Source organism: Thalassovita aquimarina, from assembly GCF_018219815.1.
Taxonomy (GTDB): Bacteria; Pseudomonadota; Alphaproteobacteria; order Rhodobacterales; family Rhodobacteraceae; genus Thalassobius; species Thalassobius aquimarinus.
On the sequence record NZ_JADMKU010000008.1, the window covers coordinates 50,049 to 70,534 of the forward strand.

The 20,486-nt window shown below is 62.5% G+C and carries 22 protein-coding genes; 6 read left to right on the forward strand and 16 right to left on the reverse strand.

The window, feature by feature from the left end; all coding sequences use genetic code 11:
* Window positions 1-30: 30 nt before the first annotated feature.
* Genes IT775_RS10545 through IT775_RS10555 form a run of 3 tightly spaced genes read right to left on the reverse strand, consistent with a single transcriptional unit; the run spans window position 31 to window position 2,837 of the window.
* The gene (locus IT775_RS10545) at window positions 31-477 is read right to left on the reverse strand and encodes a MarR family winged helix-turn-helix transcriptional regulator (RefSeq protein ID WP_212701074.1); all 447 of its coding nucleotides are present in this window, start codon (window positions 475-477) and stop codon (window positions 31-33) included.
* Window positions 474-2,036 carry a phytoene desaturase family protein gene (locus IT775_RS10550; RefSeq protein WP_212701075.1) on the reverse strand — a complete coding sequence of 521 codons (1,563 nt, stop codon included), beginning with the start codon at window positions 2,034-2,036 and terminating at the stop codon, window positions 474-476. The genes IT775_RS10545 and IT775_RS10550 overlap by 4 nt, the downstream gene beginning before the upstream one ends.
* A 12-nt stretch (window positions 2,037-2,048) precedes the next feature.
* Window positions 2,049-2,837: a cyclase family protein gene (locus IT775_RS10555; RefSeq protein ID WP_212701076.1), complete on the reverse strand. Its 789-nt coding sequence runs from the start codon at window positions 2,835-2,837 to the stop codon at window positions 2,049-2,051.
* Between the two features lie 350 nt (window positions 2,838-3,187).
* Here IT775_RS10555 and IT775_RS10560 point away from each other — a divergent pair, with 350 nt between their 5' ends.
* The 3 genes from IT775_RS10560 to IT775_RS10570 are packed head-to-tail and all read left to right on the forward strand — an operon-like array spanning window position 3,188 to window position 5,321.
* The gene (locus IT775_RS10560) at window positions 3,188-3,613 is read left to right on the forward strand and encodes a cupin domain-containing protein (protein ID WP_212701077.1); all 426 of its coding nucleotides are present in this window, start codon (window positions 3,188-3,190) and stop codon (window positions 3,611-3,613) included.
* A gap of 59 nt (window positions 3,614-3,672) precedes the next feature.
* The gene (locus IT775_RS10565; protein WP_212701078.1) at window positions 3,673-4,515 is read left to right on the forward strand and encodes a fumarylacetoacetate hydrolase family protein; all 843 of its coding nucleotides are present in this window, start codon (window positions 3,673-3,675) and stop codon (window positions 4,513-4,515) included.
* Complete coding sequence (locus IT775_RS10570; RefSeq protein WP_212701079.1) at window positions 4,512-5,321, forward strand: SDR family NAD(P)-dependent oxidoreductase; 810 nt, start codon at window positions 4,512-4,514, stop codon at window positions 5,319-5,321. The genes IT775_RS10565 and IT775_RS10570 overlap by 4 nt, the downstream gene beginning before the upstream one ends.
* Before the next feature lie 75 nt (window positions 5,322-5,396).
* Here the strand turns inward: IT775_RS10570 and IT775_RS10575 are convergent, their stop codons facing one another.
* The 6 genes from IT775_RS10575 to IT775_RS10600 all read right to left on the reverse strand — a co-directional run bounded on the left by IT775_RS10575 (window position 5,397) and on the right by IT775_RS10600 (window position 10,247).
* The gene (locus tag IT775_RS10575; RefSeq protein WP_212701080.1) at window positions 5,397-5,861 is read right to left on the reverse strand and encodes a MarR family winged helix-turn-helix transcriptional regulator; all 465 of its coding nucleotides are present in this window, start codon (window positions 5,859-5,861) and stop codon (window positions 5,397-5,399) included.
* 140 nt (window positions 5,862-6,001) lie between these two features.
* The gene (locus IT775_RS10580; RefSeq protein ID WP_212701081.1) at window positions 6,002-6,337 is read right to left on the reverse strand and encodes an acyl-CoA thioesterase; all 336 of its coding nucleotides are present in this window, start codon (window positions 6,335-6,337) and stop codon (window positions 6,002-6,004) included.
* 34 nt (window positions 6,338-6,371) lie between these two features.
* On the reverse strand, window positions 6,372-6,785 hold the full coding sequence (locus IT775_RS10585; protein ID WP_212701082.1) for a RidA family protein: 414 nt from the start codon (window positions 6,783-6,785) through the stop codon (window positions 6,372-6,374).
* Complete coding sequence (locus tag IT775_RS10590) at window positions 6,782-7,225, reverse strand: acyl-CoA thioesterase (RefSeq protein WP_212701083.1); 444 nt, start codon at window positions 7,223-7,225, stop codon at window positions 6,782-6,784. Before IT775_RS10590 ends, IT775_RS10585 begins: the two co-directional genes overlap by 4 nt.
* Window positions 7,222-7,965 (reverse strand): SDR family NAD(P)-dependent oxidoreductase, encoded by a 744-nt coding sequence (locus IT775_RS10595; RefSeq protein ID WP_212701084.1) that lies wholly within the window; start codon window positions 7,963-7,965, stop codon window positions 7,222-7,224. Before IT775_RS10595 ends, IT775_RS10590 begins: the two co-directional genes overlap by 4 nt.
* A complete protein-coding gene (locus IT775_RS10600) occupies window positions 7,962-10,247 on the reverse strand; it encodes a bifunctional salicylyl-CoA 5-hydroxylase/oxidoreductase (protein WP_212701085.1) in 2,286 nt (761 codons plus the stop codon). The genes IT775_RS10595 and IT775_RS10600 overlap by 4 nt, the downstream gene beginning before the upstream one ends.
* A 338-nt stretch (window positions 10,248-10,585) precedes the next feature.
* Here IT775_RS10600 and IT775_RS10605 point away from each other — a divergent pair, with 338 nt between their 5' ends.
* Window positions 10,586-11,005 carry an acyl-CoA thioesterase gene (locus IT775_RS10605; protein WP_212701086.1) on the forward strand — a complete coding sequence of 140 codons (420 nt, stop codon included), beginning with the start codon at window positions 10,586-10,588 and terminating at the stop codon, window positions 11,003-11,005.
* A 48-nt stretch (window positions 11,006-11,053) separates the two neighbouring features.
* On the opposite strand, the gene IT775_RS10610 is transcribed toward IT775_RS10605, so the two are convergent.
* From IT775_RS10610 to IT775_RS10620, 3 genes are read right to left on the reverse strand one after another with little or no spacing between them, the layout of a single operon-like run.
* On the reverse strand, window positions 11,054-11,542 hold the full coding sequence (locus tag IT775_RS10610; RefSeq protein WP_212701087.1) for a flavin reductase family protein: 489 nt from the start codon (window positions 11,540-11,542) through the stop codon (window positions 11,054-11,056).
* 1 nt (window position 11,543) lies between these two features.
* Entirely contained in the window at window positions 11,544-12,773 is a 1,230-nt protein-coding gene (locus IT775_RS10615; RefSeq protein WP_212701088.1) for a styrene monooxygenase/indole monooxygenase family protein, read from the reverse strand.
* Window positions 12,774-12,826: 53 nt separating this feature from the next.
* Window positions 12,827-13,603 (reverse strand): SDR family oxidoreductase, encoded by a 777-nt coding sequence (locus tag IT775_RS10620; protein ID WP_212701089.1) that lies wholly within the window; start codon window positions 13,601-13,603, stop codon window positions 12,827-12,829.
* A 144-nt stretch (window positions 13,604-13,747) separates the two neighbouring features.
* Here IT775_RS10620 and IT775_RS10625 point away from each other — a divergent pair, with 144 nt between their 5' ends.
* Window positions 13,748-14,749 (forward strand): AraC family transcriptional regulator, encoded by a 1,002-nt coding sequence (locus tag IT775_RS10625; RefSeq protein ID WP_212701090.1) that lies wholly within the window; start codon window positions 13,748-13,750, stop codon window positions 14,747-14,749.
* Window positions 14,750-14,808: 59 nt separating this feature from the next.
* On the opposite strand, the gene amrB is transcribed toward IT775_RS10625, so the two are convergent.
* Window positions 14,809-16,164, reverse strand: coding sequence for an AmmeMemoRadiSam system protein B (gene amrB / locus IT775_RS10630; RefSeq protein ID WP_212701091.1), 1,356 nt, complete (start codon window positions 16,162-16,164; stop codon window positions 14,809-14,811).
* A gap of 85 nt (window positions 16,165-16,249) precedes the next feature.
* Between amrB and amrS the strand changes: the two genes are divergently transcribed.
* Entirely contained in the window at window positions 16,250-17,314 is a 1,065-nt protein-coding gene (gene amrS, locus IT775_RS10635; protein ID WP_212701092.1) for an AmmeMemoRadiSam system radical SAM enzyme, read from the forward strand.
* Window positions 17,315-17,343: 29 nt separating this feature from the next.
* On the opposite strand, the gene IT775_RS10640 is transcribed toward amrS, so the two are convergent.
* Genes IT775_RS10640 through IT775_RS10650 form a run of 3 tightly spaced genes read right to left on the reverse strand, consistent with a single transcriptional unit; the run spans window position 17,344 to window position 20,482 of the window.
* Window positions 17,344-18,156 (reverse strand): HpcH/HpaI aldolase/citrate lyase family protein, encoded by an 813-nt coding sequence (locus IT775_RS10640; RefSeq protein ID WP_212701093.1) that lies wholly within the window; start codon window positions 18,154-18,156, stop codon window positions 17,344-17,346.
* Window positions 18,153-19,331, reverse strand: a complete 1,179-nt coding sequence (locus tag IT775_RS10645; protein WP_212701094.1) for a CaiB/BaiF CoA transferase family protein — start codon at window positions 19,329-19,331, stop codon at window positions 18,153-18,155. The genes IT775_RS10640 and IT775_RS10645 overlap by 4 nt, the downstream gene beginning before the upstream one ends.
* The gene (locus IT775_RS10650; protein WP_212701095.1) at window positions 19,331-20,482 is read right to left on the reverse strand and encodes an acyl-CoA dehydrogenase family protein; all 1,152 of its coding nucleotides are present in this window, start codon (window positions 20,480-20,482) and stop codon (window positions 19,331-19,333) included. The genes IT775_RS10645 and IT775_RS10650 overlap by 1 nt, the downstream gene beginning before the upstream one ends.
* Window positions 20,483-20,486: the final 4 nt, after the last annotated feature.

Genomic DNA, 20,486 nt, shown 5'->3' on the forward strand with positions numbered 1-20,486 from the left:
TTTTGTGCGGTGCCCGTCGTCGAAGGGGGCTTAAAAATCGTGTTTGCGGATGTCGTAGAAAATCCGCAGCAGCAGGCTGTTGAACGTGAGCCGTTCTTCATCGCTCAGCGAATCAAGCATCGTTTCACGCATCGTCAGCATCGCGGGCCATGCCGCCTGATAGGCTGCACGGCCTGCATCGGTCAGGCTGATCTGACGAAAACGGCTGTCATCGTCCTGCGCTTCGCGCCGGATCAGCCCGGCCTTTTCCATAGTGACCAGCGTACGCGACAGCGTGGATTGCTTGATCACCGTCTGGACCGACAATTCATTGATCGTGCAGGGGCCGCTTTCGTGCAGCACGGCAAGCGCGCGCATCTGGGCGACGGAAACGCCAACCTCTTTCAGCGCCGATTCCACCCCCTTGTTGTACCGCGCCATGATGCGGTTCATCAGGTAAGGGGTGAATTCCTGCAGATCGTCTGACCGATCGCTCATGCGCCCAGTTCCTTGGCGGTCAGGAACCCCGATCCCCCCGACAGGCCCGGCCCCGGATGGGTGGAGGCGCCGATGTGATACAGCCCCTTGATGCCGGTGTCGTGGCGGTTGGTGTCGGCGAAGGGTCGCCACAGGAAGAACTGTTCCAGCGAACAGGCCCCGCCATAGGGATCGCCGCCGACAAGGTTCATGTTGTAGCCTTCCAGATCCGCCGGAGAGATGGCCCGACGGGTCACGACGTTTTCCCTGAACCCGTCGATATGGGCGGCAAGGATATCCTCGATGCGGTCGGCATAGGCTTCGCGCAGGGTCTCGGTCCACTGCCCGTCCTCGGGCACCTCGATTTCGCCCTTAGCGTCGCCTTTGACGAAACGCGGGGCTTCGGGCATCTGCAGCCACAGCACCGATTGGCCTTCGGGTGCGCGCGACGGATCGGCGGCGGTGGGTTGTCCGACACAGATCGTCGGCACTTCGGGAAGCAATCCGCGCTCGGCTTCGTTGCCAGCTTTCGACACGCCGTCCAGACCCGGGGTGATGTGCAGCAGCTGAACCTCACCCAGCCCGTCGGATTTCCATTTCACCGGTCCGTTGAGCAGGTAATGAAGCTGGAAGTTGCCCTTGCCATAACGGTACTTGCGCAGGTCGTCCTTGCGTTCGGGCGCGGGGGCCAATTTGCCGTAAAGCTGGTTCGGCGTGACCGAGGCCAGGACCTTGCCCGCTTTCACCTGCTCGCCGCCCGCCAGCTTCAGACCCGTCGCGCGGCCGCCGGAAATCGTGATTTCGGAGATTTCGGCATTGGTCCGGACGGTGCCGCCGTTTTCTTCGATGATGGCGATCAGGCCGCGCACCATGTTGGCGGTGCCGCCCTTGACCACCGGCGCGCCGGCGACTTCGAGCGCAAATCCGATCACCTGCCCCATCTGGCCGGAAAACGACGCCTCGGGGCCAAGCCCCGCATGCAGGCACCACGGCGCCCAGAGCGCCCGGTTCAGGTCGCTTTCGAACGAGGTTTCGAGCCAGCCGCGCATCGATTGCAGGGCCCCGCCCATGGTCGTCGCCAGCCCGCGGGGCTTGCGTTTCCAGGTTTCCTTGGCGAGCAGCTTCGCGGTGGATTTCGACCACGGATCGCCGCCCATCAGGCCGAACAACAGATCGGCATCGGCCGCGAAGGCATCGAGATCGGCGGCCAGCTGCCCGCCGTCGCCGGGATGTCCGGCATCGAAGGCCGCGACATTGGCCGCGCGATCCATCTTGTAGGTCAGCGCCCGGCCATCAGGCAGCAACACGCCGGTCGGCGTGTCGGTGGCGCAAAACTCGACACCGTGCCGCGCGAGGTCCGCGCCCAGAACGGCATGCGCCGCCCCGGTCACCCAGAGAACGAACGTGGTGGCGAGGGGGTCGTAAGTGACCCCCTCGGCCAGGGTTTCAGAGCGCATGCAGCCCCCGGCCACCGCTTCGCGCTCGAAAAGCGCGACCCGTTTACCGGATTTGGCAAGCATCGCGCCAGCGGTCAGGGCGTTGATGCCGCTGCCGATGATGGCGATTTCGGGGGCTGACATGAGCCGATCCTCTTACGCGGAAACCAGAGCCAAGGCACGGACCGGCGAACCGGTGCCGTTCTCGATCTTCAGCGGCGCGGTGACGAAGATCGCGCCTTTCGGCGGCAGCTTGTCGAGGTTGGTCAGCGAGGCCAGACCGTAGCGGTTATGCTTGTGCAGCAGGTTGTGCGCCGGGAACGGCGGTTCGAATCCCGCGGCTGCGCCCGCGTCGGTACCGATGCACTGCGTCCCCCAGCCGAGGGCTTTCTTGTCCATCAGGTACTGGATGCAGCCGGCGTCGGGTCCGGGGGTGTGCGGGCCGGTTTCGTCGGCATTGAGGAACTTGTCCTCGTCATCGTTATACTGGTCCCAATCGGTGCGCATCAGCACCCATTCGCCTTCCTTGATCTCGCCATGTTCCTTTTCCCAGGCGATCACGTCTTCCTTGGTCAGCAGGAAATCGGGATCGGCGGCGGCTTCTTTCGAACAGTCGATGACGTTGGCCGGGGCGACGAAATACTGCGGGTTGATCGTGTCGACGGCGCCGTCGGGGAAATCCTTGCCGGTGATCCAGTGGTGCGGCGCGTCATAATGCGTGCCGGAATGTTCGCCGAGCTTGAGCCAGTTCCACGCCCAGAACGGACCGCGGTCGCCATATTCGGAAATCTTGTGAATCTCGATCGGCGGAGTGTCGTCGGCAAGCTCCGGCGGCAGCTTCAGAAGCGGGGTTTTCGGACCGAGCACGGCGGCGCAGTCAATCACCTTGATGGAGCCGTCAAGCAGGCCGGTCGCAAGCTGGGCAAGGGTTTCCTGTGAAGTCATGATTGTCTCCCTGTAGAGGCTAGAGTGTGTTTGCATATTTTTAGTATATGCAAATGCATGTAGTTATTTTCTTCAAGAACAAAATTCATTTCTGTGCAATTTTTTTCATATTCCGCCACCGGAAGATGGGACCAAAGCTGCCTTCAGACAGGGAAATACGCCCAATTTTAGAGATATTGGCAGATATGCGAAAAACCGAAGCAGTTTTCCGAAAGCCGCCCCTCGGAAGTCGATTTTCCGCGAATCCGACGAATCAAACACAAAATGCTTGAGGTTTAAAATATTTGATGGCAATCTGCCGTCGTTCCCGGTTCCTAACCGACAACCATTCCATGAGGGAGGTATTCCACATGAGCGAGAAAGTCGTTCCCGTCATCACCCGCGCAGGCGAGCTTGATGAATCCACGCTGCAATCCGGCGAATGCGTTCGCAAATCCGGCGTCAGCCCGCAGCACACCCCGGCCACCAAAATCTGGTTCGGCCGCGTCACCAACGAACCCGGCCACCGTTCGCCGCCGCACCACCATGAGGAATGCGAAACCGGCGGTTATGTCCTCAAGGGGCACGGCCGGATCTACTTCGGCGATGACTACAAGGAATATGTCGACATGTACGAAGGCGATTTCGTCTTCGTTCCGCCCTACATGCCGCATATCGAGGTCAACATGAGCACGACCGAAGAACTGGTCTGGCTGACCTGCCGGACGCCGGACAACCTGGTGACCAACCTGCCCGACGTGCCCGACGAAGCTCTCGAAGGCTATCGCCGCGCGTAACTTCTGAAGACCCCGCCCCCGCTGCCCAGGCCGCGGGGGCATCCCTGAAAGGACGTTTCATGAAGCTTCTCCGCTACGGGCCGCACGGCGCCGAACGCCCCGCCTTGCTGGATCAAGACGGCAATATGCGCGATCTGTCCGGGGTCGTCGCCGATATCGACGGCGACACGCTCGCCCCCGAAAACCTGACGAAACTCGCTGCCCTGGATCTGGCGTCGCTGCCGCTGGTCGAAGGCACGCCGCGGATCGGTTCCGCCATCGCGCGGCCCGGAAAATTCCTGTGTGTCGGCCTGAACTACGCCGACCATGCCCGCGAAACCGGCAAACAGCCGCCCGCCGAACCGGTGCTGTTCGCCAAGGCCGCGACGGCCATTTGCGGCCCGAACGATGATGTCGAAATCCCGCGCGGATCGGAAAAGACCGATTGGGAAGTCGAGTTGGGCATCGTCATCGGCAGCCGCGCGAAATACGTTTCCGAAGAAGACGCGCTGAACCATGTCGCGGGATATGCACTGGTCAATGACGTGTCCGAACGCAGCTTCCAATCCGAACGCGGCGGCCAGTGGATCAAGGGCAAGAGCCATGACACGTTCGGCCCCGTCGGCCCGTGGCTGGTGACCAAGGACGAAATCGCCGACGTGCAGAACATCGACCTGTGGCTCGATGTCGATGGCGAACGGCGCCAGACCGGCAATACCAGCACGATGATCTTCGGGGTGGCGCACCTGGTGCACTACATTTCGCAATTCATGACGCTCGAACCCTGCGACATCATCGCCACCGGCACCCCGCCGGGCGTGGGGCTGGGCATGAAGCCGCCGGTATTCCTGAAGGAAGGGCAGGTCGTAACCCTCGGCGCCGCCGGTCTGGGCGAGCAACGTCAAGTGATGGTGAAGACATGAGCATCGATTTCGAAAAAGTGAAAAACGCCCTGACGGACCTGTCCGGGAAAACCGCGATCGTGACCGGGGCCGCACGCGGCCAGGGCGCGATCGAGGCGGAATTGCTGGCCACCGCTGGCGCCTCGGTCCTGTTGTGCGATGTCCTCGAGGAAGACGGGGCCGCGCTGGCCGAACGCCTGACCAGCGAAGGCAAGGACGTCCGCTTTCTCAAGCTCGACGTGACCTCCGAAGCTGACTGGCAGGACGCGCTGGCGACGTTGCGGGACTGGACCGGGCGGCTTGACATCCTGGTGAACAACGCCGGCATCATCAACCGCAAGATCATCCGCGACATGTCGGTGGACGAATGGAAAAAGGTGCTGGAAGTGAACGCCACCGGCGCCTTTATCGGCATCAAGCTGGCGGCCCCGATGATGGCGGAAACCGGCGGCGGCAGCATCGTCAACATTTCCTCGAACAGCGCCTTTTCCGGTCACTACGACCCGGCCTACACGTCGTCGAAATGGGCATTGCGCGGGCTGACCCGTACCGCGGCGATGGAATTTGCCGACGACAAGATCCGCGTCAATGCCATCTGCCCCGGCCTGATCGTCACCGACCTGAACCGCAATTCGCCGCACTTGGGGCCGATGATCGAAATGACCCCGGCGCAGCGCGCGGGCGAGGCGGACGAAGTGGCGCAGCTGGTGCTGTTCCTCGCCTCCGATGCCTCCGGCTTCATCACCGGCGAGGACTTCGTGATCGACGGCGGCTTCACCGCCGGGGCCGGCTATCGCCGCGTGGCCAAGGAAACCGGGCTGCTCTGATCCCCCTGCCCCGAACACCAAACAACTAAAAGCCCGCCAAACCGGCGGGCTTTTTCATGTCCTGCCCCCTACGGGTCAGTCCTTCTGCCTGATATCCAGCATGATGGAGATACCCCGCGCGGCATCGGCCTCGGACACGTCGTCGAACATCTCGTCGATCCAGCGCAGATGCTCGGCGGTCATTTCGTCCATGAGCGTGCGCCCCTTTTCGGTAATGCGCACCAGAAAGGCACGGCGGTCCGTGGCCATGTTTTCCCGCTCGGCCAATCCTTCGCTGACAAGACGGTCCACAACGCCGGTCACATTCCCGTTCGACACCACAAGGTGATGGGACAGCTCGCTCATCTTCATGCCCTCCGGATTGGCATGAAGCGCGGCCAGCACGTCAAAGCGGGGCAGCGTGGTTTCATACCCCGCCCGCAACCTTTCGCGCAGCGTGCCCTCCACATAGCGCACCGCCTTGAGCATCTGAAGCCACAGGCGCAGGCGCTGACGTGCGAGCGCTTCGTCTTCGATGTCGTGTTGAATTTCCGTAGTCATATCAGGACCCGCGTCACTTAGGAACAGATTTGCTTTACATATAAATATAAGCGCTTCACTTCTCAACAGTACATATTAGAAACAAAAAAGCGCGCGCCAATCCTGAAAGTCCGGCGCGCGCTTTTTCAATCATACATATTTCAAAGAAGCTTACGGGGCTTCCCATCTTCATCAACGGCCACCAGGAGCACATCTGCGGTCAGTATCCGGCGACATTCCGCATCCGGCTCCGCCCAAGCAGAAACCGACAGGTTAAAAGAACTGGACCCGCGGCGGCTCAGCTCCGCATGGATCGTGAATTCTTCGCCCGGATGTAGCGCCGCGTGAAAGCTCAACTCCTTGATTGCAACGATCAGAGCATCACCGCCGGAAATCTTGCGCCCCGCAAGCCCCGCCGCATAGTCAAGCTGCGTCAGAATCCAGCCGCCAAGCACCGCGCCGCGCGGCGTGGCCTGATCATAGGGCGCGACCGTCACCAGAACCGGGGCGCTATTAGGGCGTTGCGCAACCTCAGTCATTCGGAATGACAGCCGTGGCTTCGATTTCGACCTTGGCCTCGTCTTCCATCAGCGCGACCACCTGCACGACAGCCATCGCCGGGAAATGGCGCCCGATCACATCGCGATACGCCGCGCCGATACCACGCAGGTTATCAAGGTATTCCGACTTGTCGGTGATGTACCAGGTCAGGCGCACCAGGTGTTCAGGCTTCGCCCCGGCCTTATCCAGAACGGCGACGATGTTTTCGAGCGTCTGGCGGAACTGGCCCACCATGTCTTCATGTTCCCATTTCTGTTCGGCATTCCACCCGACCAGCCCGCCGGTGTATACCGTGCGACCTTCGGCCAGAACGCCGTTGGCATACCCTTTTGCGGGGACCCAGCCGTCGGGCTGGAGGAACGTGTGGGGGCTGAGCACAGTCATAGCGCCTCTTTCTCTATTACTTTGGAAGTCATGTAACGGGACATCCGTTCGCGCACGGCATCGGGCCAGGGCGCGGAAGCCCCTTCTGTTGTGTCGGCGTAAACCACCGTGGAGGTGCAGCTGAAACGGATTTCCCCGTCGCTGGCACAGATGATCGCGAAGGTCGCGGACGACCGGCCAAGGCGTTTGATCGACAAGGAAAAATCAAGCCAATCGCCAAGGCGCGACGGCTTGTGAAAACGCACCTCGATATTACCCGTCGGCGTGCCCATGCCACCGCCGAGCGCACCCATCTCGATCCAGCTGAAGGACACGCAGTCGGCGAAGAACCGTTCGACCAGCGACGAAATCATTTCGAAATAGCGCGGGTAAAACACCATCCCTGCAGGATCGCAGTGATTGAATTCGACCTGCCGTCTGAGGGTAAAGATCTCGCTCACGTCTCACCGCCCGAAATCGAAATGCTTTGTCCGGTAACCATGTCCGATCCGTCCCGGCACAGCCACAGAACCGCGCGCGCGACGTCCTCGGGCGGGACCAGCCGGTGCATCGGGTTGGTGGCCTCCAGCGAGGCGCGCGCCTCTTCCGGGCTGCGGCCGGTTTTTTCGACGATATTGGCGATCGAGCGTTCGGTCATTTCGGTATCGAGGAACCCGGGACAGATCGCGTTGGCGGTGATCCCCTTGCGCGCCAGCTCAAGGGCGATGGATTTGACCATGCCGACGACGCCGTGTTTCGCCGCCGCGTAGGGCGCGACATAGGGATAGCCCTTGAGCCCGGCGGTGGACGCGATGGCGATCAGGCGGCCCCAGGGCTTTCCCTTCATCGCCTTGACGCCCTCGCGCAGGGTCAAAAAGGTGCCGGTCAGGTTCACCGTCATCATCCGTTCGAACGCCGCCAGTTCGGTTTTCACGAAAGGCGCGCTTTCCGACGCACCCGCATTGGCCACGACGATGTCGGGCGCCGCCGCCGCGATGGCGGCGGAAATCGCCGCCTCGTCGGTGATGTCGGCAACCACGGCCGAGATATTGGCGTGCCCGGAAGCCACCGCTTCAAGCGGCGCAAGCCGGCGCCCGCATATCGTGACCTCGGCGCCCGCTTCGGCCAGCATGGTGGCGATGACGGCCCCGACCCCGGAACCGCCCCCCGTCACGAAGGCTTTCTTGCCTGCAAGGGTCATGTCGCCATCGCCCTGGCGCGTTCCGCCAGCAGGTTGGCCTGTCGACGGCCGCCCTCATAGGGCGCGGGCCAGTCCTGTTCGGCATCGCCCAGCTCGACCGCCGCGTGCAGCGTCCAATAGGGATCGGCCAGATGCGGACGGGCCAGCAGCACCAGGTCGGCGCGCCCCGCCATCAGGATCGAATTGACGTGGTCGGGTTCATAGATGTTGCCCGCGACCAGGGTCGGCAGGTCGATTTCGTTGCGAACGCGGTCGGCGAACGGCACCTGGAACATGCGGCCATATACCGGTTTTTCGGCCTTGTCGGTCTGTCCCGAAGAGGTGTTGATCGCATCGGCGCCGGCGGCCTTGAACATGGCCGAGATCTGCACCGCCTCTTCCGGCGTCACGCCTTCGTCGCCCATCCAGTCATGCGCCGAGATACGAACCGTCATCGGTTTTTCCTCGGGCCATTCGGCGCGCATGGCGTGGAAGATTTCCAGCGGGAAACGCATCCGGTTTTCAAGGCTGCCGCCATATTCGTCATCGCGGATATTGGTCACCGGGGAGATGAAGGACGCCAGCAGGTAGCCGTGGGCGGCGTGCATTTCGATCATGTCGAAACCGGCCGCGTTCGCGGATTTCACCGCTTCGATGAACTGCGCCTTGACCATGTCCATGTCGGCCGGGTCCATTGCCTTGGGCACGACATTGCCTTCCATCAGCGGGATCGCGGAGGCCGACAGCAGCGGCCAGTTCTCGCCCTCGGGCAGCGGCATGTCGATCCCGTCCCACGCCAGGCGGGTCGATCCCTTGCGACCGGCATGACCGATCTGGGCGCAGATCTTCGCGGGGGTTTCCGCGTGGACGAAATCCACCAGGCGCGACCAAACAGGCAGCTGTTCTTCGCCGATGCGGGGGCAACCGGGGGTGATCCGGCCTTCGTGCGACACGCACAGCATTTCGGTGAACACCAACCCGGCCCCGCCCTTGGCGCGTTCGGCGTAATGCACGAAATGCCAATCGTTCGGCATGCCGTCCTTGGCCTTGTACTGCGCCATCGGGGACACCACGACGCGGTTCACCAGCTCCATGTCACGCAGCTTGAACGGTGCGAACATCGGACGGCGGGTGGAATTGCTGCCGGCCTGTTTCTGGAACCAGCTTTCCGCAGACGCCAACCATTCGGGATCGCGCAGGCGCAGGTTTTCGTGGCTGATCCGCTGCGACCGGGTCAGCAGCGCATAGTTGAACTGCATCATGTCCAGATCGAGGTAACGCTCGACCTCTTCGAACCAGGTGGTCGAATTGCGCGCCGCCGAAGTGACGCGGATCACCTGCAGCTTGCGTTCGTCCTGATAGCTTTGCAGCGCATCCTCGAGCGGCTTGCCCGAGCTCAGTTCGTCGGCCAACATGATCGCGCTTTCCATCCCGAGCTTCGACCCGGATCCGATGGAAAAATGAGCCGTTGCCGACGCGTCGCCGAGCAGAACCACGTTGTCGAAATACCAGTTTTCACAGGTGACGCGCGGGAACTGGATCCAGGCCGAGCCGCGGATGTGGTTGGCGTTGGTCATCAGCGCGTGACCGCCAAGGTGCTTGGCGAAGATCTTTTCGCACAGCGCGATGCTTTCTTGCTGATTCAGCTTATCGAAGCCGAACGCCTTGAATACCTCGGGGCCGCATTCCACGATGAAGGTCGCGGTGTCATCGTCGAACTGATAGGCGTGCGCCCAGATCCATCCGTGTTCGGTCTTTTCAAAAATGAAGGTGAAGGCGTCGTCGAATTTCTGATGCGTGCCGAGCCAGACAAAATGGTTCTTGCGCATGTCGATTTCGGGCTTGAACTCGTCCGCGTAGATGCTGCGGGTCTTGGAATTCAACCCGTCGGCCGCCACCAGTAGATCGTGGGACGTTTTCAGCGCCGCGATCTTTTCTTCCGACATGTCGGATTCGAATTCCAGCTTGACGCCCAGTTCACGCGCGCGCTGCTGAAGCAGCAACAGCATCTTCTTGCGCCCGATACCGCAGAACCCGTGCCCGCTCGAAGTCATCGCCTCGTCGCCGCGGATCGTTTTAACATCGTCCCAATAGGCGAAGTTATCGCGGATCATCTTTTCGGAAACCGGGTCGTTGCCTTCGAAGTTGGACATGGTTTCGTCCGACAGCACCACGCCCCAGCCGAAGGTATCGTCCGCGCGGTTACGCTCGTAGACGGTGATGTCATGGCTGGCGTCCCGAAGCTTCATCGAGATGGCAAAGTAAAGTCCGGACGGCCCACCGCCGAGAATCGCAATTTTCATGGTCTCATCCTTTGCTGGTCTGACGGAAACCACGCCTCCGCCGCATCATTTACTTTAAGCATGAAGCTAAATCGAGAATCTGCCGCTGTCAACGCCAATTGCTTTAAGTTGCGTGAATTTTGCAAACTGCTGCAATTCAACGAAATCCCCAGCAAATCTAGGGATATATGCCAATATACCTCCAAATTACCTCGAAATTCCGGGCCGCGCCCGGCCGTGACGCCACGGTTTCTCGCGCTCCGGATTTCTATCGTTTGACTTCCCCAGAACCTTTAAGCATAAATTATATGAAAACGAGTTGACCTCTCTTCGATCGGAACCAAACAAAAGGACCGGACATGCCCTTCACGATATCCAAACCAATGCGGTTCGGCGATTGCGACCTTACCGGCATCGCCTATCACCCCGCATATCTTTCCATGCTCGTCGACGTTAACGAGGCGATGTTCGCCTCGTTCGGCGTGACCTGGAAGGAACTGATGTTCGAACGCCACCTTGGCCTGCCCAGCGTCAAGATGAACATCGAATTCAAGAAACCCGCCATCTACGGTGACACGCTGGAATTCAACGTCCATGTGCGCAAGATCGGCAGGGCATCGCTTGACCTCTATACCGTGGTGACCGTCGACGGCGAAGTGATCTGGACCATCGAACAGCTCATCGTCATGACCTCGACCAAGGATCACAAATCCCACCCGTGGCCGGACGATTGCCGGGCGGGGCTTGAACGGTACCTGCATCCGGAACTCGCCAAGTGACGAAAAAGGCCCCCGAAATCGGGGGCCTTTCCTTTTCTGCCGGAGCCATCAAGCGACGGCGGCCAGCCGGTGGAATCCGGATTGGGCGTAGATCAGCGCCTCGCCATCGGCAAAGGCGACGTCCTCCATCCGACCGATGAACACCATGTGGCTGCCTGCTTCGGTCGCCATGATCACCTCGCAGGAAATGCTGGCAAGGGCATCCACCAGGCGCGGCTGCCCGTTCGGGCAGGCGACCCAATCGCCCATGGTGAACTTCTCTTCCCCGCTCTGACCCTTGGCTCCGGCAAAAGCCATCGCGACGTCAGCATGGCACTGGCCAAGCAACTGTACGGAAAACAGGCCCGAGCGCATGATTTCCATGCAGGTACCGGTCTTGCGGTTGACGCAAACCAGCAGGCTCGGCGGCGTATCTGAGACGGAACAGACGGCGGTGGCGGTGATGCCCCGGCGCAGATCCCCCTGACCGGTGGTGATCAGGGTGACCGCGCCGGGAAACAGGCCCATCGTCTGACGAAAGGTCTGAAGGTCAACCATTTCAGGCCGCCTGCAAGCTGTTGAGATACTCGTCCGCCGCGGATGGATCGGCAAACCACGGGAAGAAATCGCGCGGGTCGTCGAAGCCGTTGGCAATCCGATGCGCCAGCCCCGGAAGAACCTGCGCCGATCCCATGATGTTGAGAACGAAGGGCGGCGGCGGCAGCAGCATCATGTTGGTCCACTGCACCACCCACTGCGCGTAATCCCAGAACCGTTCGAAGGTGGCGGTCATCCATGCCTCGTCAAAGGCTGCATCGCCTCTTTCCAGGATCGCGTCGAGATAGACCGCCGCCGCCTTGGCAGCATTGTTGGCGCCCTGCCCGGTGATCGGATCGTTCAGGCACACCGCGTCGCCCAGCCCCATCACCTTGGCACCCGAGGGCAGCGTGCCCACCGGCTTGCGCACGGTCGGCGGGAAGCGGCCGGCCAGAATGCCGTTATCGTCGGTAAGTTCGATATTGCGGCAGCGGTCGGCTTCCCACGGCACGAACGTGTCGAGGATCTCCTTCGACTTCGCCAGGTGCTCTGCCGGGGTCTTAACGTCACGCCAGCAATCCATCGGGCCGTTCGGCACGCCTTCGAACACCATGATCTCGCACGGGCCGGATTTGGTCAGCGCCGGGAATACGAAATATTCGCCGACACCGGGGATCAGGTTGAAATTCACCGCCGAATGCTTTTCGCGCGGGGTCATGCCGTGCACATAGGTCAGCGCCAGCGCGCGCTGCGGCGCGTCGAACGGCGAACGGGCGGCGTCACGTTCGAACAGTTTGCCGATGTCGCCCTTGCCGGATGCGACGATCACCAGATCCGCGGTGCGGGCCTCAGATTCCAGCATCGGGATGTCGGCCAGCGCGATGTCGAGCTTGCCGCCGAGGCGTTCGAATTCTTCCAGCCAGCGCGGCATCTTCACCCGCTGGTCGACCGACTGCGCCTTGGCATCGAGCTTCGCCGCCCAGTCCACCGCCTTGCCCGGCCCATCGGGATTGGGAACCGAAAAGGAAATCCCCTCGACCGGCGGGCACTCATCTTCCCAGAAATTGATGCCAAGCGCGCGTTCGTGATCGAGCGAGGCGTCGAATTGGCACTGCGAAGACAGCACGCGACCGGCTGCGATCTGGTCCGGCGTGCGGTCCTGGATGACCTTGACGTCATAGCCTTTTTGCAAAAGCCCGATACCCAGCTGAAGGCCGGACTGGCCGCCGCCGACAATGGAAATGCGTTTCATTTTGTTTCTCCTGTTGGGGTCAGTTTGGCGGGTGTTCCGCCTGATTTGGTTTTTCAGTCCATGAGCCGGGGGATCGCGGGCGTCATCCCTTCGGGACCCATCGCGGTGTAACCGCCATCGACACGGATATCGGTGCCGGTGACGAAGCTGGCGTTGTCGGAACACAGGAATATGATCGCCTCGGCCACCTCTTCCGGGTCGCCGACGCGGGGCATCAGGTGGAAATCAGCCCCCACCTTGTCGGTCTTTTCACGATCGCCATTGGTGAGGCTGTCCATGATGTTCGACCAGGTCCAGCCCGGCGACACCGCATTCACGCGGATACCGTCGGGGGCCAGATCCATCGCCTGGTTGCGGGTTAGCTGCAGGATCGCGGCCTTCGACACCGGGTATAGCCAGCGGCCCGTTTGCGCGACCCGTGCCGAAATCGATCCGAAATTGACGATTGCGCCCTTGTTCTTCTTCAGCTCCTCGCGCGCCGCCTGCATCAACATGGCGGACCCGACAAGGTTTACATCCAAAGCTTCCAGCCATTCCGCCCGCGTGCTTTCCGCACCGTTGTCGAGATAGGTCGCAGCGACGTTCACCAGGAAATCGATACGGCCGTAGGTATCCTTGGCTTCCTTGACGATCCGCGCGATGTCGTCGTCCGACCGCAGATCCGCCTTAATGAAATGCACACCGTCGGTTTCGAGCTTCGCCCCGTTCTCCGCGTCGATATCGGCAACGATCACCTTGGTTCCGCGGGCCCGAAACGCCTCGACCACGGCAACGCCGATTTTGGTGGCCCCGCCGGGAACAATCGCCACTTTGTCTGTCAATCCACGCATTATGCGCTCCCTGTCTGTCATTTTTCTGTAATGAAAGCTTGCCGAGCCTAGGGGTTAACGGGCTATCCTATTTGCGCAGCCCCTATCCGGTTTGCGCAAATAGTTACTTTAGGCATGAAGCATATCGATGAAAGGAGAGCGGAAATGGAGATGTTTCAGACCGCGCAAGGCGGAGATTCCCTGCCCCTTGCCGGGCATCCGCTTTTTAGCAGTGACGACCTCGATGAGGCGCGCGATTCGGTGGCACGGGTCTATTGTGACCACCGTCTGGAGGTCATGGGGAAACACCGTTTCATGGCGCGTCACAATCGTCTGTCGGGCAGCGCCCTGTCGATCAACGTCATGACCTATAACGCAAAAACCCTGATCGCGCCGGGCGCGCTGGAACGGTTCTACCTGTTTCAGCTTCCCATTCGCGGGCATGCCTCGATCAGCAATGGCGAAACCCGATACGAAATCGGCGGAGGGTCGAGCGGCGTTCTCAATCCCGACGCCGAAACCTGCATGATCTGGAGCGAGGATTGCGTCCAGGTGATGCTCCAGATCGAAAAACGCGCCTTGATGGAAACGGCACGCGCAGAGCTCGGATTGCCCTCCGGCGCGCCTTTGCGATTCTCCGGATCGAACGACATGCGCGGTGCCCAAGGGCGGTCTTTCCTCGGTTTACTGCAATACGTGATGGCAGAAGCCGCGCGCGGCGGTATCGTTCTGGGCGATGGTTCGCTTTTGGGAAAGCAACTGGAACGCACCCTGATGGCGGGGCTTCTGCAAACCCAGTCACACGGTTTGCCCATTGCGTGCGAGGGGCGCGGGCCAATGACCCGGACCGTGCGCCGCGCCGAAGGCTTCATGCGGGAAAACCTGCGCAGCCCGATCATGATCGAAGACATTGCCCGCGCCGCCGGGACGAGCACCCGCGCCGTTCAAACCGCGTTTCGGGATCGGTATGGCCGATCTCCGATGGCGTTCCTGCGCGATCTTCGCCTGGAACGCGCATGGGAAGAACTGTCCAACCCGTCCCAGCAAACGTCCGTTACCAATGTGGCCACCGATCTTGGCTTCTTTCACCTGGGCCGGTTTGCCGAACAGTATCGCAAGAAATTCGGCTGCACGCCGGTGGAAACATTGCGCGCCGCGCTGCGCTGAGGTTTGCCTGCTCCGGGCCGGCTGTCGTCCGCACGCGCGACATCGACGGCCTCTCTTGCTCAGTCGGCGGCGTCCCCGAAGCTTTCCACCCGGAACCGGTGCAAGGTCACGTCCCCGGCCCAATGATGCAGCGGCAGGCCCGCCTTTCGTTTCAGTGCGTCGAGAAAGTCACGGGGGTCGGGAATACTGTCCCACACCGCCGGCAGGAACAGGCCGCGGCGCCCGGCCGATGACAGGAACAACCCGTCAAGCCCCGGTTCGATCCGCGACAGCGCGTCTTCCTCGCTGTCGAACTGCATTTCCTGCGCCTTGCTGAGCACCGCCACCTTGATCCGCAGTTCGGGCAATTCCCCGGCCGAAACCGGCATGAAACGCGGGTCGCGGAACGCCGCGCCGACGGCATTTTCGGCCACGTCCTGCGCCAGCGCCCGGCGCGCCGCGACCGACCCGATGCAGCCGCGCAATGCGCCGTTCTGGGTCAGCGTCACGAAACTGGCCGCCCGGGTCTGCAACGGCATGGCGGTGCGGCCTGGATCGGGGGCCGCTGCGGGGCAGCCCGCCATCCGCCCGGCGATCGCGTCGCGGGCAAGGCCAAGCAGATCGGCCTGCGCATCGTCATTCAACATCGCCGCGTCGATCGGATAGAATGCCCAGGCGCCGTAGCCGACGACGCGGGACCGGTCGCCGGTCACCTCGGCGCTGTCCCCCATGCCAAGCCGCAGCGCCTTGGCGCCCTGCCCGGCCCGCGACAGCAGCCAGCCCTGAATCGCCTTGGCGCCGCAGGCATGCGACGGGGTCATCTCATCCCACTTTCCGGTTTCCAGCAGATGCGCGGTTTCGGCGTCCCTTTTGCGTGCGTCGGATCGTGTCAGGAAATGGCTGAGATCCGACGACAATACGAACAGCGTTTCCGGCCCGTCCAATGCGTCGATCGTCGCGGCGACCTGTTCGGCGGGCACATCGCCACAGACCAGCGGCACGATCCGCGCCTCGGACCAAAGCGTACGAATGAAGGGCAGCTGGGTCTCGATCCCGTGTTCGCTGTCATGGGCGGCGTCTTCTTCGTGCGCGAACCCGGCCTCGGCCAGCGCCGTACAGGCAGCCCGGTCGATCCGCAGCGGGCCGAGCGGGGTCGCGAAAACGTCCTGCGACGGGAAAGCCACCCCCCGGAACGGGTGCCGGTGCGACGGCGACAGCACCACCACGCGGGCGGGCGTCCAACCGACCGCGCCGAACGACTGCCCGGCGAAGCCCCCGGAATAGGGATAACCGGCATGGGCCGAAACGATGGCGCGCGCTTGCGCCGCCCCGGCCGGGGCATCGGCAGAGCGCAGGAAGGCCCCAACCTCGGAGGCGAGTTCCCCGCTGTCGGCGGGAAAGAACAGACCGGCGAATTGGCAGCTGCGTTCGGACATGGTTCACCTAACGTTCGCAAGCCCCCTACCGCGGGGGCAATTAACCCCTATATAGTTTGTGATCACAAATTTTGGAGAGGTCAGCTTGAACACGGCACGTTTCTGGTCATCCCGCCCCGAAGACGGGCGGCTCGTGTGCGAATTATGCCCGCGCTACTGCGCCCTGAAACCGGGGCAGCGGGGCCTGTGCTTCGTCCGCAAGGCCGAGGGCCAGCGCATCGTTCTCGACACCTACAACCGGTCGTCGGGCTTCTGCATCGACCCGATCGAAAAGAAACCGCTGAACCACTTCCTACCCGGCACCCCGGTGCTGAGTTTCGGTACGGCGGGCTGCAACCTGGCCTGCAAGTTCTGCCAAAACCACGAAATTTCCACCAGCCGGCAGGTCGACAACCTGACCGATTACGCCACGCCCGAAATGATCGCCGGGGCGGCGGCGGATGCCGGGGCGGCCTCGGTCGCGTTTACCTATAACGACCCGGTGATCTTCCACGAATACGCGGTCGACATCGCGCAGGCCTGCCATGAACAGGGCATCCGCAGCGTGGCGGTGACCGCCGGCTACATCACGCCGGAACCGCGCGCGGAATTCTTCTCCCATATGGATGCGGCAAATATCGACCTGAAGGCGTTTTCCGAAGAGTTCTATCACAAGCTCACCGCCTCGCATCTGGCGCCGGTGTTGGACACGATCGAATACGCGGTGACCGAAACCGATTGCTGGGTCGAACTGACGACGCTCCTGATCCCGGGCTGGAACGACAGCGACCGCGAACTGACCGAGATGTCGGAATGGGTGATGGATCGGCTGGGGCCGGACGTGCCGATGCATTTTTCCGCCTTCCATCCCGACCACCGGATGCCAGACGTCCCGGCCACCCCGCAGGAAACCCTGCTCAGGGCGCGGGCGATCGCCAAGGCGGCGGGCGTGAATCACGTCTATATCGGCAACACCCATCACAAGGATGGGCAGTCGAGCTATTGCGCCGGTTGCGGCGAGATGGTGGTCGGCCGGGACTGGTACCGGCTGTCGGACTGGAACCTGACCGATGACGGCCACTGCGGCAGCTGCGGCACCGCCTTCCCCGGCGTGATCGACGGCCCGCCGGGCGACTGGGGCCGCAAGCGGCAGCCGATCCGGATCGGCTGAGCCGGTCATGCAGGGACTTGTCGCCTGGTTCAGGGCGCCAGCAGGCGTACCGCCCTTTCCAGCACCGGCTTGTCGATCATCTGCCCCTCAAAACGGAACGCACCGTTCTGACCGTCCGCAGCCCGCAGGACGCGGCGCGCCCAATCGGTCTGCGCCTGAGAGGGGGCGAAACCGGCATTGACCGTGGCCAACTGACCGGGATGAATGCACATCATGCCGCTCAGCCCGCAGGCACGGGCATGGGCGGCGGCAGCAGCAAGCCCGGTTTCATCCGCAAGATCAGCGAACACCCCGTCGACGGGCGGCCGCAGGCCAGCGGCGGCACAGGCGGTCACCACCTGGTACCGCGCCATGTCCAGCATCGCCCGACCATCCGGCTGCGCGGCGTCGATGCCGAGATCAAGCGCAAGGTCGATGGTGCCGAGCAGCATGCGCGCAACCGCTTTGTCGGCGGCAAGGGCGGCAAGGTCCTGCAGCCCCAGCGCCGTTTCGATCAGCGGCCAGATCGGGACATCCGTGTCACCCGCCGCACATGCAACCGCATCGCTGCTGGCCTTCGGCAACACCACGCCGATGACGCCGGGACAGGCGGCAAGGGCGATATCGCCAGCGTACCAGGGACTGTCGACGGCGTTGACACGCAACAGCACGCGGGCCGACGGGGTTGCGTCAATGAAAGCCCCCACCGCGCGGCGCGCGGCATCCTTGGCGTCAAGCGCAACGGCATCCTCCAGATCGACGATGACCGCATCGGCGGCACTGGCCAGCGCCTTCGGGATGCGATCGCCCCGGTCGCCCGGCACGAACAGCAAGCTTTTCGCATCGAGGAACGGCACCGTCACAGCACGCCCCCCGCTTTCATCTGCGCAATCTCGTCGGCGCCATAGCCGAGACGTTCCAGCACCGCATCGTTGTGTTCGCCCAGATCCGGCACCGGGTCCATGCGCGGCGTGTAGCCGTCGAAACCGCCGGGCGGCAGCAAGGCGGGGATCAGGCCGGACGGGCTGCCGACTTCGCGCCAGCGATCACGGGCCTTCAACTGCGGATGATCCCACAGCCCTTTCATGTCGTTCATCCGCGCATTGGCGATGCCCGCATCGTCAAGCCGCGCGATCACCTCGGTCCCGGTCAGCCCGGCGAAGGCGGCGATGATCAGGGCGGTCAGCGCCTCCTTGTTTTCGGCCCGCCGCGCGTTGCTGTCAAAGCGCGGATCGGTCAGCAGTTCGGGATTGCGCATCACCTTTTCGCAGAAGGTTTTCCATTCACGTTCGTTCTGCAATCCCATCATCACGACCGCGCCGTCCCCGGCCGGGAACGGACCATAGGGGAAGATCGTCGCATGCATCGCCCCGGCCCGGCCCGGCTGCGGCGCGCCGTCATAGGCGTAATAGAGCGGGTAGCTCATCCATTCGGCCAGCGCCTCGAGCATCGAAATGTCGATAGTGCCGCCCTTCCCGGTCTGGCCGCGCCGGATCAGCGCGGCGAGGATGTTGGAATAAGCATACATGCCGGCGGCGATATCGGCGATGGAAATGCCCGATTTGCAGGCCTCTTCCGGGGTGCCGGTCACCGACAGGAATCCAGCCTCGGCCTGCACAAGAAGGTCATAAGCCTTGCGGCCGCAATCGGGCCCGTCGGGGCCATAGCCCGAGATATTGCACACGATCAGGCCGGGGTTCGCCTCCGACAGCGCATCATAGGTCAGGCCCAGCCGTTCCGCAGCACCGGGCGCGAGATTCTGCACCAGCACGTCGGCCTCGGCCAGGAGCCGGGTCAGCACCTCGTCCGCCTGGGGATGCTTGACGTTCAGCGTCAGGCTTTCCTTCGACCGGTTGGCCCAGACGAAATAGGACGCAAGCCCATCGACCCGGTCGTCGTATTTGCGGGCGAAATCGCCGACGCCGGGGCGTTCGACCTTGATCACCCGCGCGCCCAGATCGGCGAGCTGCCGGGTGGCGAAGGGGCCGGCCACGGCATGTTCCAGCGTGACGACCGTCAATCCATCCAGCGGTCCCATCAGAACGACCTCGGCAGGCCGAGAACGTGTTCGGCGACATAGGACAGGATCAGGTTGGTCGAAATCGGCGCCACCTGGTACAGCCGGGTTTCGCGGAACTTGCGCTCGACGTCGTATTCATTGGCAAAGCCGAAACCGCCGTGGAACTGCAGGCAGGCATTGGCCGCTTCCCAACTGGCCTTGGCGGCGAGGTACTTGGCCATGTTGGCCTGCGCGCCGCACGGTTGCTGCGCGTCGAAAAGGCGGCAGGCCTCGAACCGCATCAGATTGGCGGCCTCGACCTCGATATGGGCCTCGGCGATGGGGAACTGCACGCCCTGGTTCTGGCCGATGGGACGGCCGAAAACGGTGCGGTCCTTCACGTATTCCGACACCTTGTCGATGAACCAGTACCCGTCGCCGATGCATTCCGCCGCGATCAGCGTACGTTCGGCGTTCAGCCCGTCGAGGATGTACTTGAACCCCATGCCTTCTTCGCCGATCAGGTTCTCGGCTGGGATTTCGAGGTTGTCGAAGAACAATTCGTTGGTCTCATGGTTGACCATGTTGGGGATCGGATTGACCTCCATGCCATTGCCGATCGCATCCTTCAGATCGACGATGAAGATCGACATGCCCTGCGACTTCTTCTTGACCTCGGCCAGGGGGGTGGTGCGGGCCAGCAGGATCATCAGGTCGGAATGCTGCACCCGGCTGATCCACACCTTTTGCCCGTTCACCACGTAACGGTCGCCCTTGCGTACCGCCGTGGTCTTGATCTTGGTGGTGTCGGTACCGGTGGTGGGTTCGGTCACGCCCATCGATTGCAGCCGCAGCTCGCCGCTGGCGATCTTGGGCAGGTATTGCTGTTTCTGCGCATCCGAGCCGTGCCGCAGCAGCGTGCCCATGTTGTACATCTGACCGTGGCAGGCGCCCGAATTGCCCCCCGCGCGGTTGATTTCCTCCATGATCACCGACGCTTCGGTCAGGCCCAGCCCCGACCCGCCGTATTCCTCGGGGATCAGCGCGGCGAGCCATCCCGCTTCGGTCAGCGCGTCGACGAAGGCCTCGGGGTAGGCGCGGTTTTCGTCCACCTCGCGGTGGTATTCGGGCGGGAAGGTCGCGCAGAGCGCGCGAACCGCATCGCGGATATCCTGATAGGTTTCGGTCATGTCT

Bases quoted from the DNA above. Each gene is read 5' to 3' on its own strand.
- IT775_RS10585 (WP_212701082.1), bottom strand. From the start codon at position 6,785: ATGACTGTGCTCAGCCCCCACACGTTCCTCCAGCCCGACGGCTGGGTC.
- IT775_RS10555 (WP_212701076.1), bottom strand. From the start codon at position 2,837: ATGACTTCACAGGAAACCCTTGCCCAGCTTGCGACCGGCCTGCTTGAC.
- IT775_RS10605 (WP_212701086.1), top strand. From the start codon at position 10,586: ATGCCCTTCACGATATCCAAACCAATGCGGTTCGGCGATTGCGACCTT.
- IT775_RS10595 (WP_212701084.1), bottom strand. From the start codon at position 7,965: ATGACCCTTGCAGGCAAGAAAGCCTTCGTGACGGGGGGCGGTTCCGGG.
- IT775_RS10625 (WP_212701090.1), top strand. From the start codon at position 13,748: ATGGAGATGTTTCAGACCGCGCAAGGCGGAGATTCCCTGCCCCTTGCC.
- IT775_RS10570 (WP_212701079.1), top strand. From the start codon at position 4,512: ATGAGCATCGATTTCGAAAAAGTGAAAAACGCCCTGACGGACCTGTCC.
- IT775_RS10565 (WP_212701078.1), top strand. From the start codon at position 3,673: ATGAAGCTTCTCCGCTACGGGCCGCACGGCGCCGAACGCCCCGCCTTG.
- IT775_RS10575 (WP_212701080.1), bottom strand. From the start codon at position 5,861: ATGACTACGGAAATTCAACACGACATCGAAGACGAAGCGCTCGCACGT.
- IT775_RS10545 (WP_212701074.1), bottom strand. From the start codon at position 477: ATGAGCGATCGGTCAGACGATCTGCAGGAATTCACCCCTTACCTGATG.
- IT775_RS10560 (WP_212701077.1), top strand. From the start codon at position 3,188: ATGAGCGAGAAAGTCGTTCCCGTCATCACCCGCGCAGGCGAGCTTGAT.
- IT775_RS10600 (WP_212701085.1), bottom strand. From the start codon at position 10,247: ATGAAAATTGCGATTCTCGGCGGTGGGCCGTCCGGACTTTACTTTGCC.
- amrB (WP_212701091.1), bottom strand. From the start codon at position 16,164: ATGTCCGAACGCAGCTGCCAATTCGCCGGTCTGTTCTTTCCCGCCGAC.
- IT775_RS10650 (WP_212701095.1), bottom strand. From the start codon at position 20,482: ATGACCGAAACCTATCAGGATATCCGCGATGCGGTTCGCGCGCTCTGC.
- IT775_RS10620 (WP_212701089.1), bottom strand. From the start codon at position 13,603: ATGCGTGGATTGACAGACAAAGTGGCGATTGTTCCCGGCGGGGCCACC.
- IT775_RS10615 (WP_212701088.1), bottom strand. From the start codon at position 12,773: ATGAAACGCATTTCCATTGTCGGCGGCGGCCAGTCCGGCCTTCAGCTG.
- IT775_RS10550 (WP_212701075.1), bottom strand. From the start codon at position 2,036: ATGTCAGCCCCCGAAATCGCCATCATCGGCAGCGGCATCAACGCCCTG.
- IT775_RS10645 (WP_212701094.1), bottom strand. From the start codon at position 19,331: ATGGGACCGCTGGATGGATTGACGGTCGTCACGCTGGAACATGCCGTG.
- IT775_RS10610 (WP_212701087.1), bottom strand. From the start codon at position 11,542: ATGGTTGACCTTCAGACCTTTCGTCAGACGATGGGCCTGTTTCCCGGC.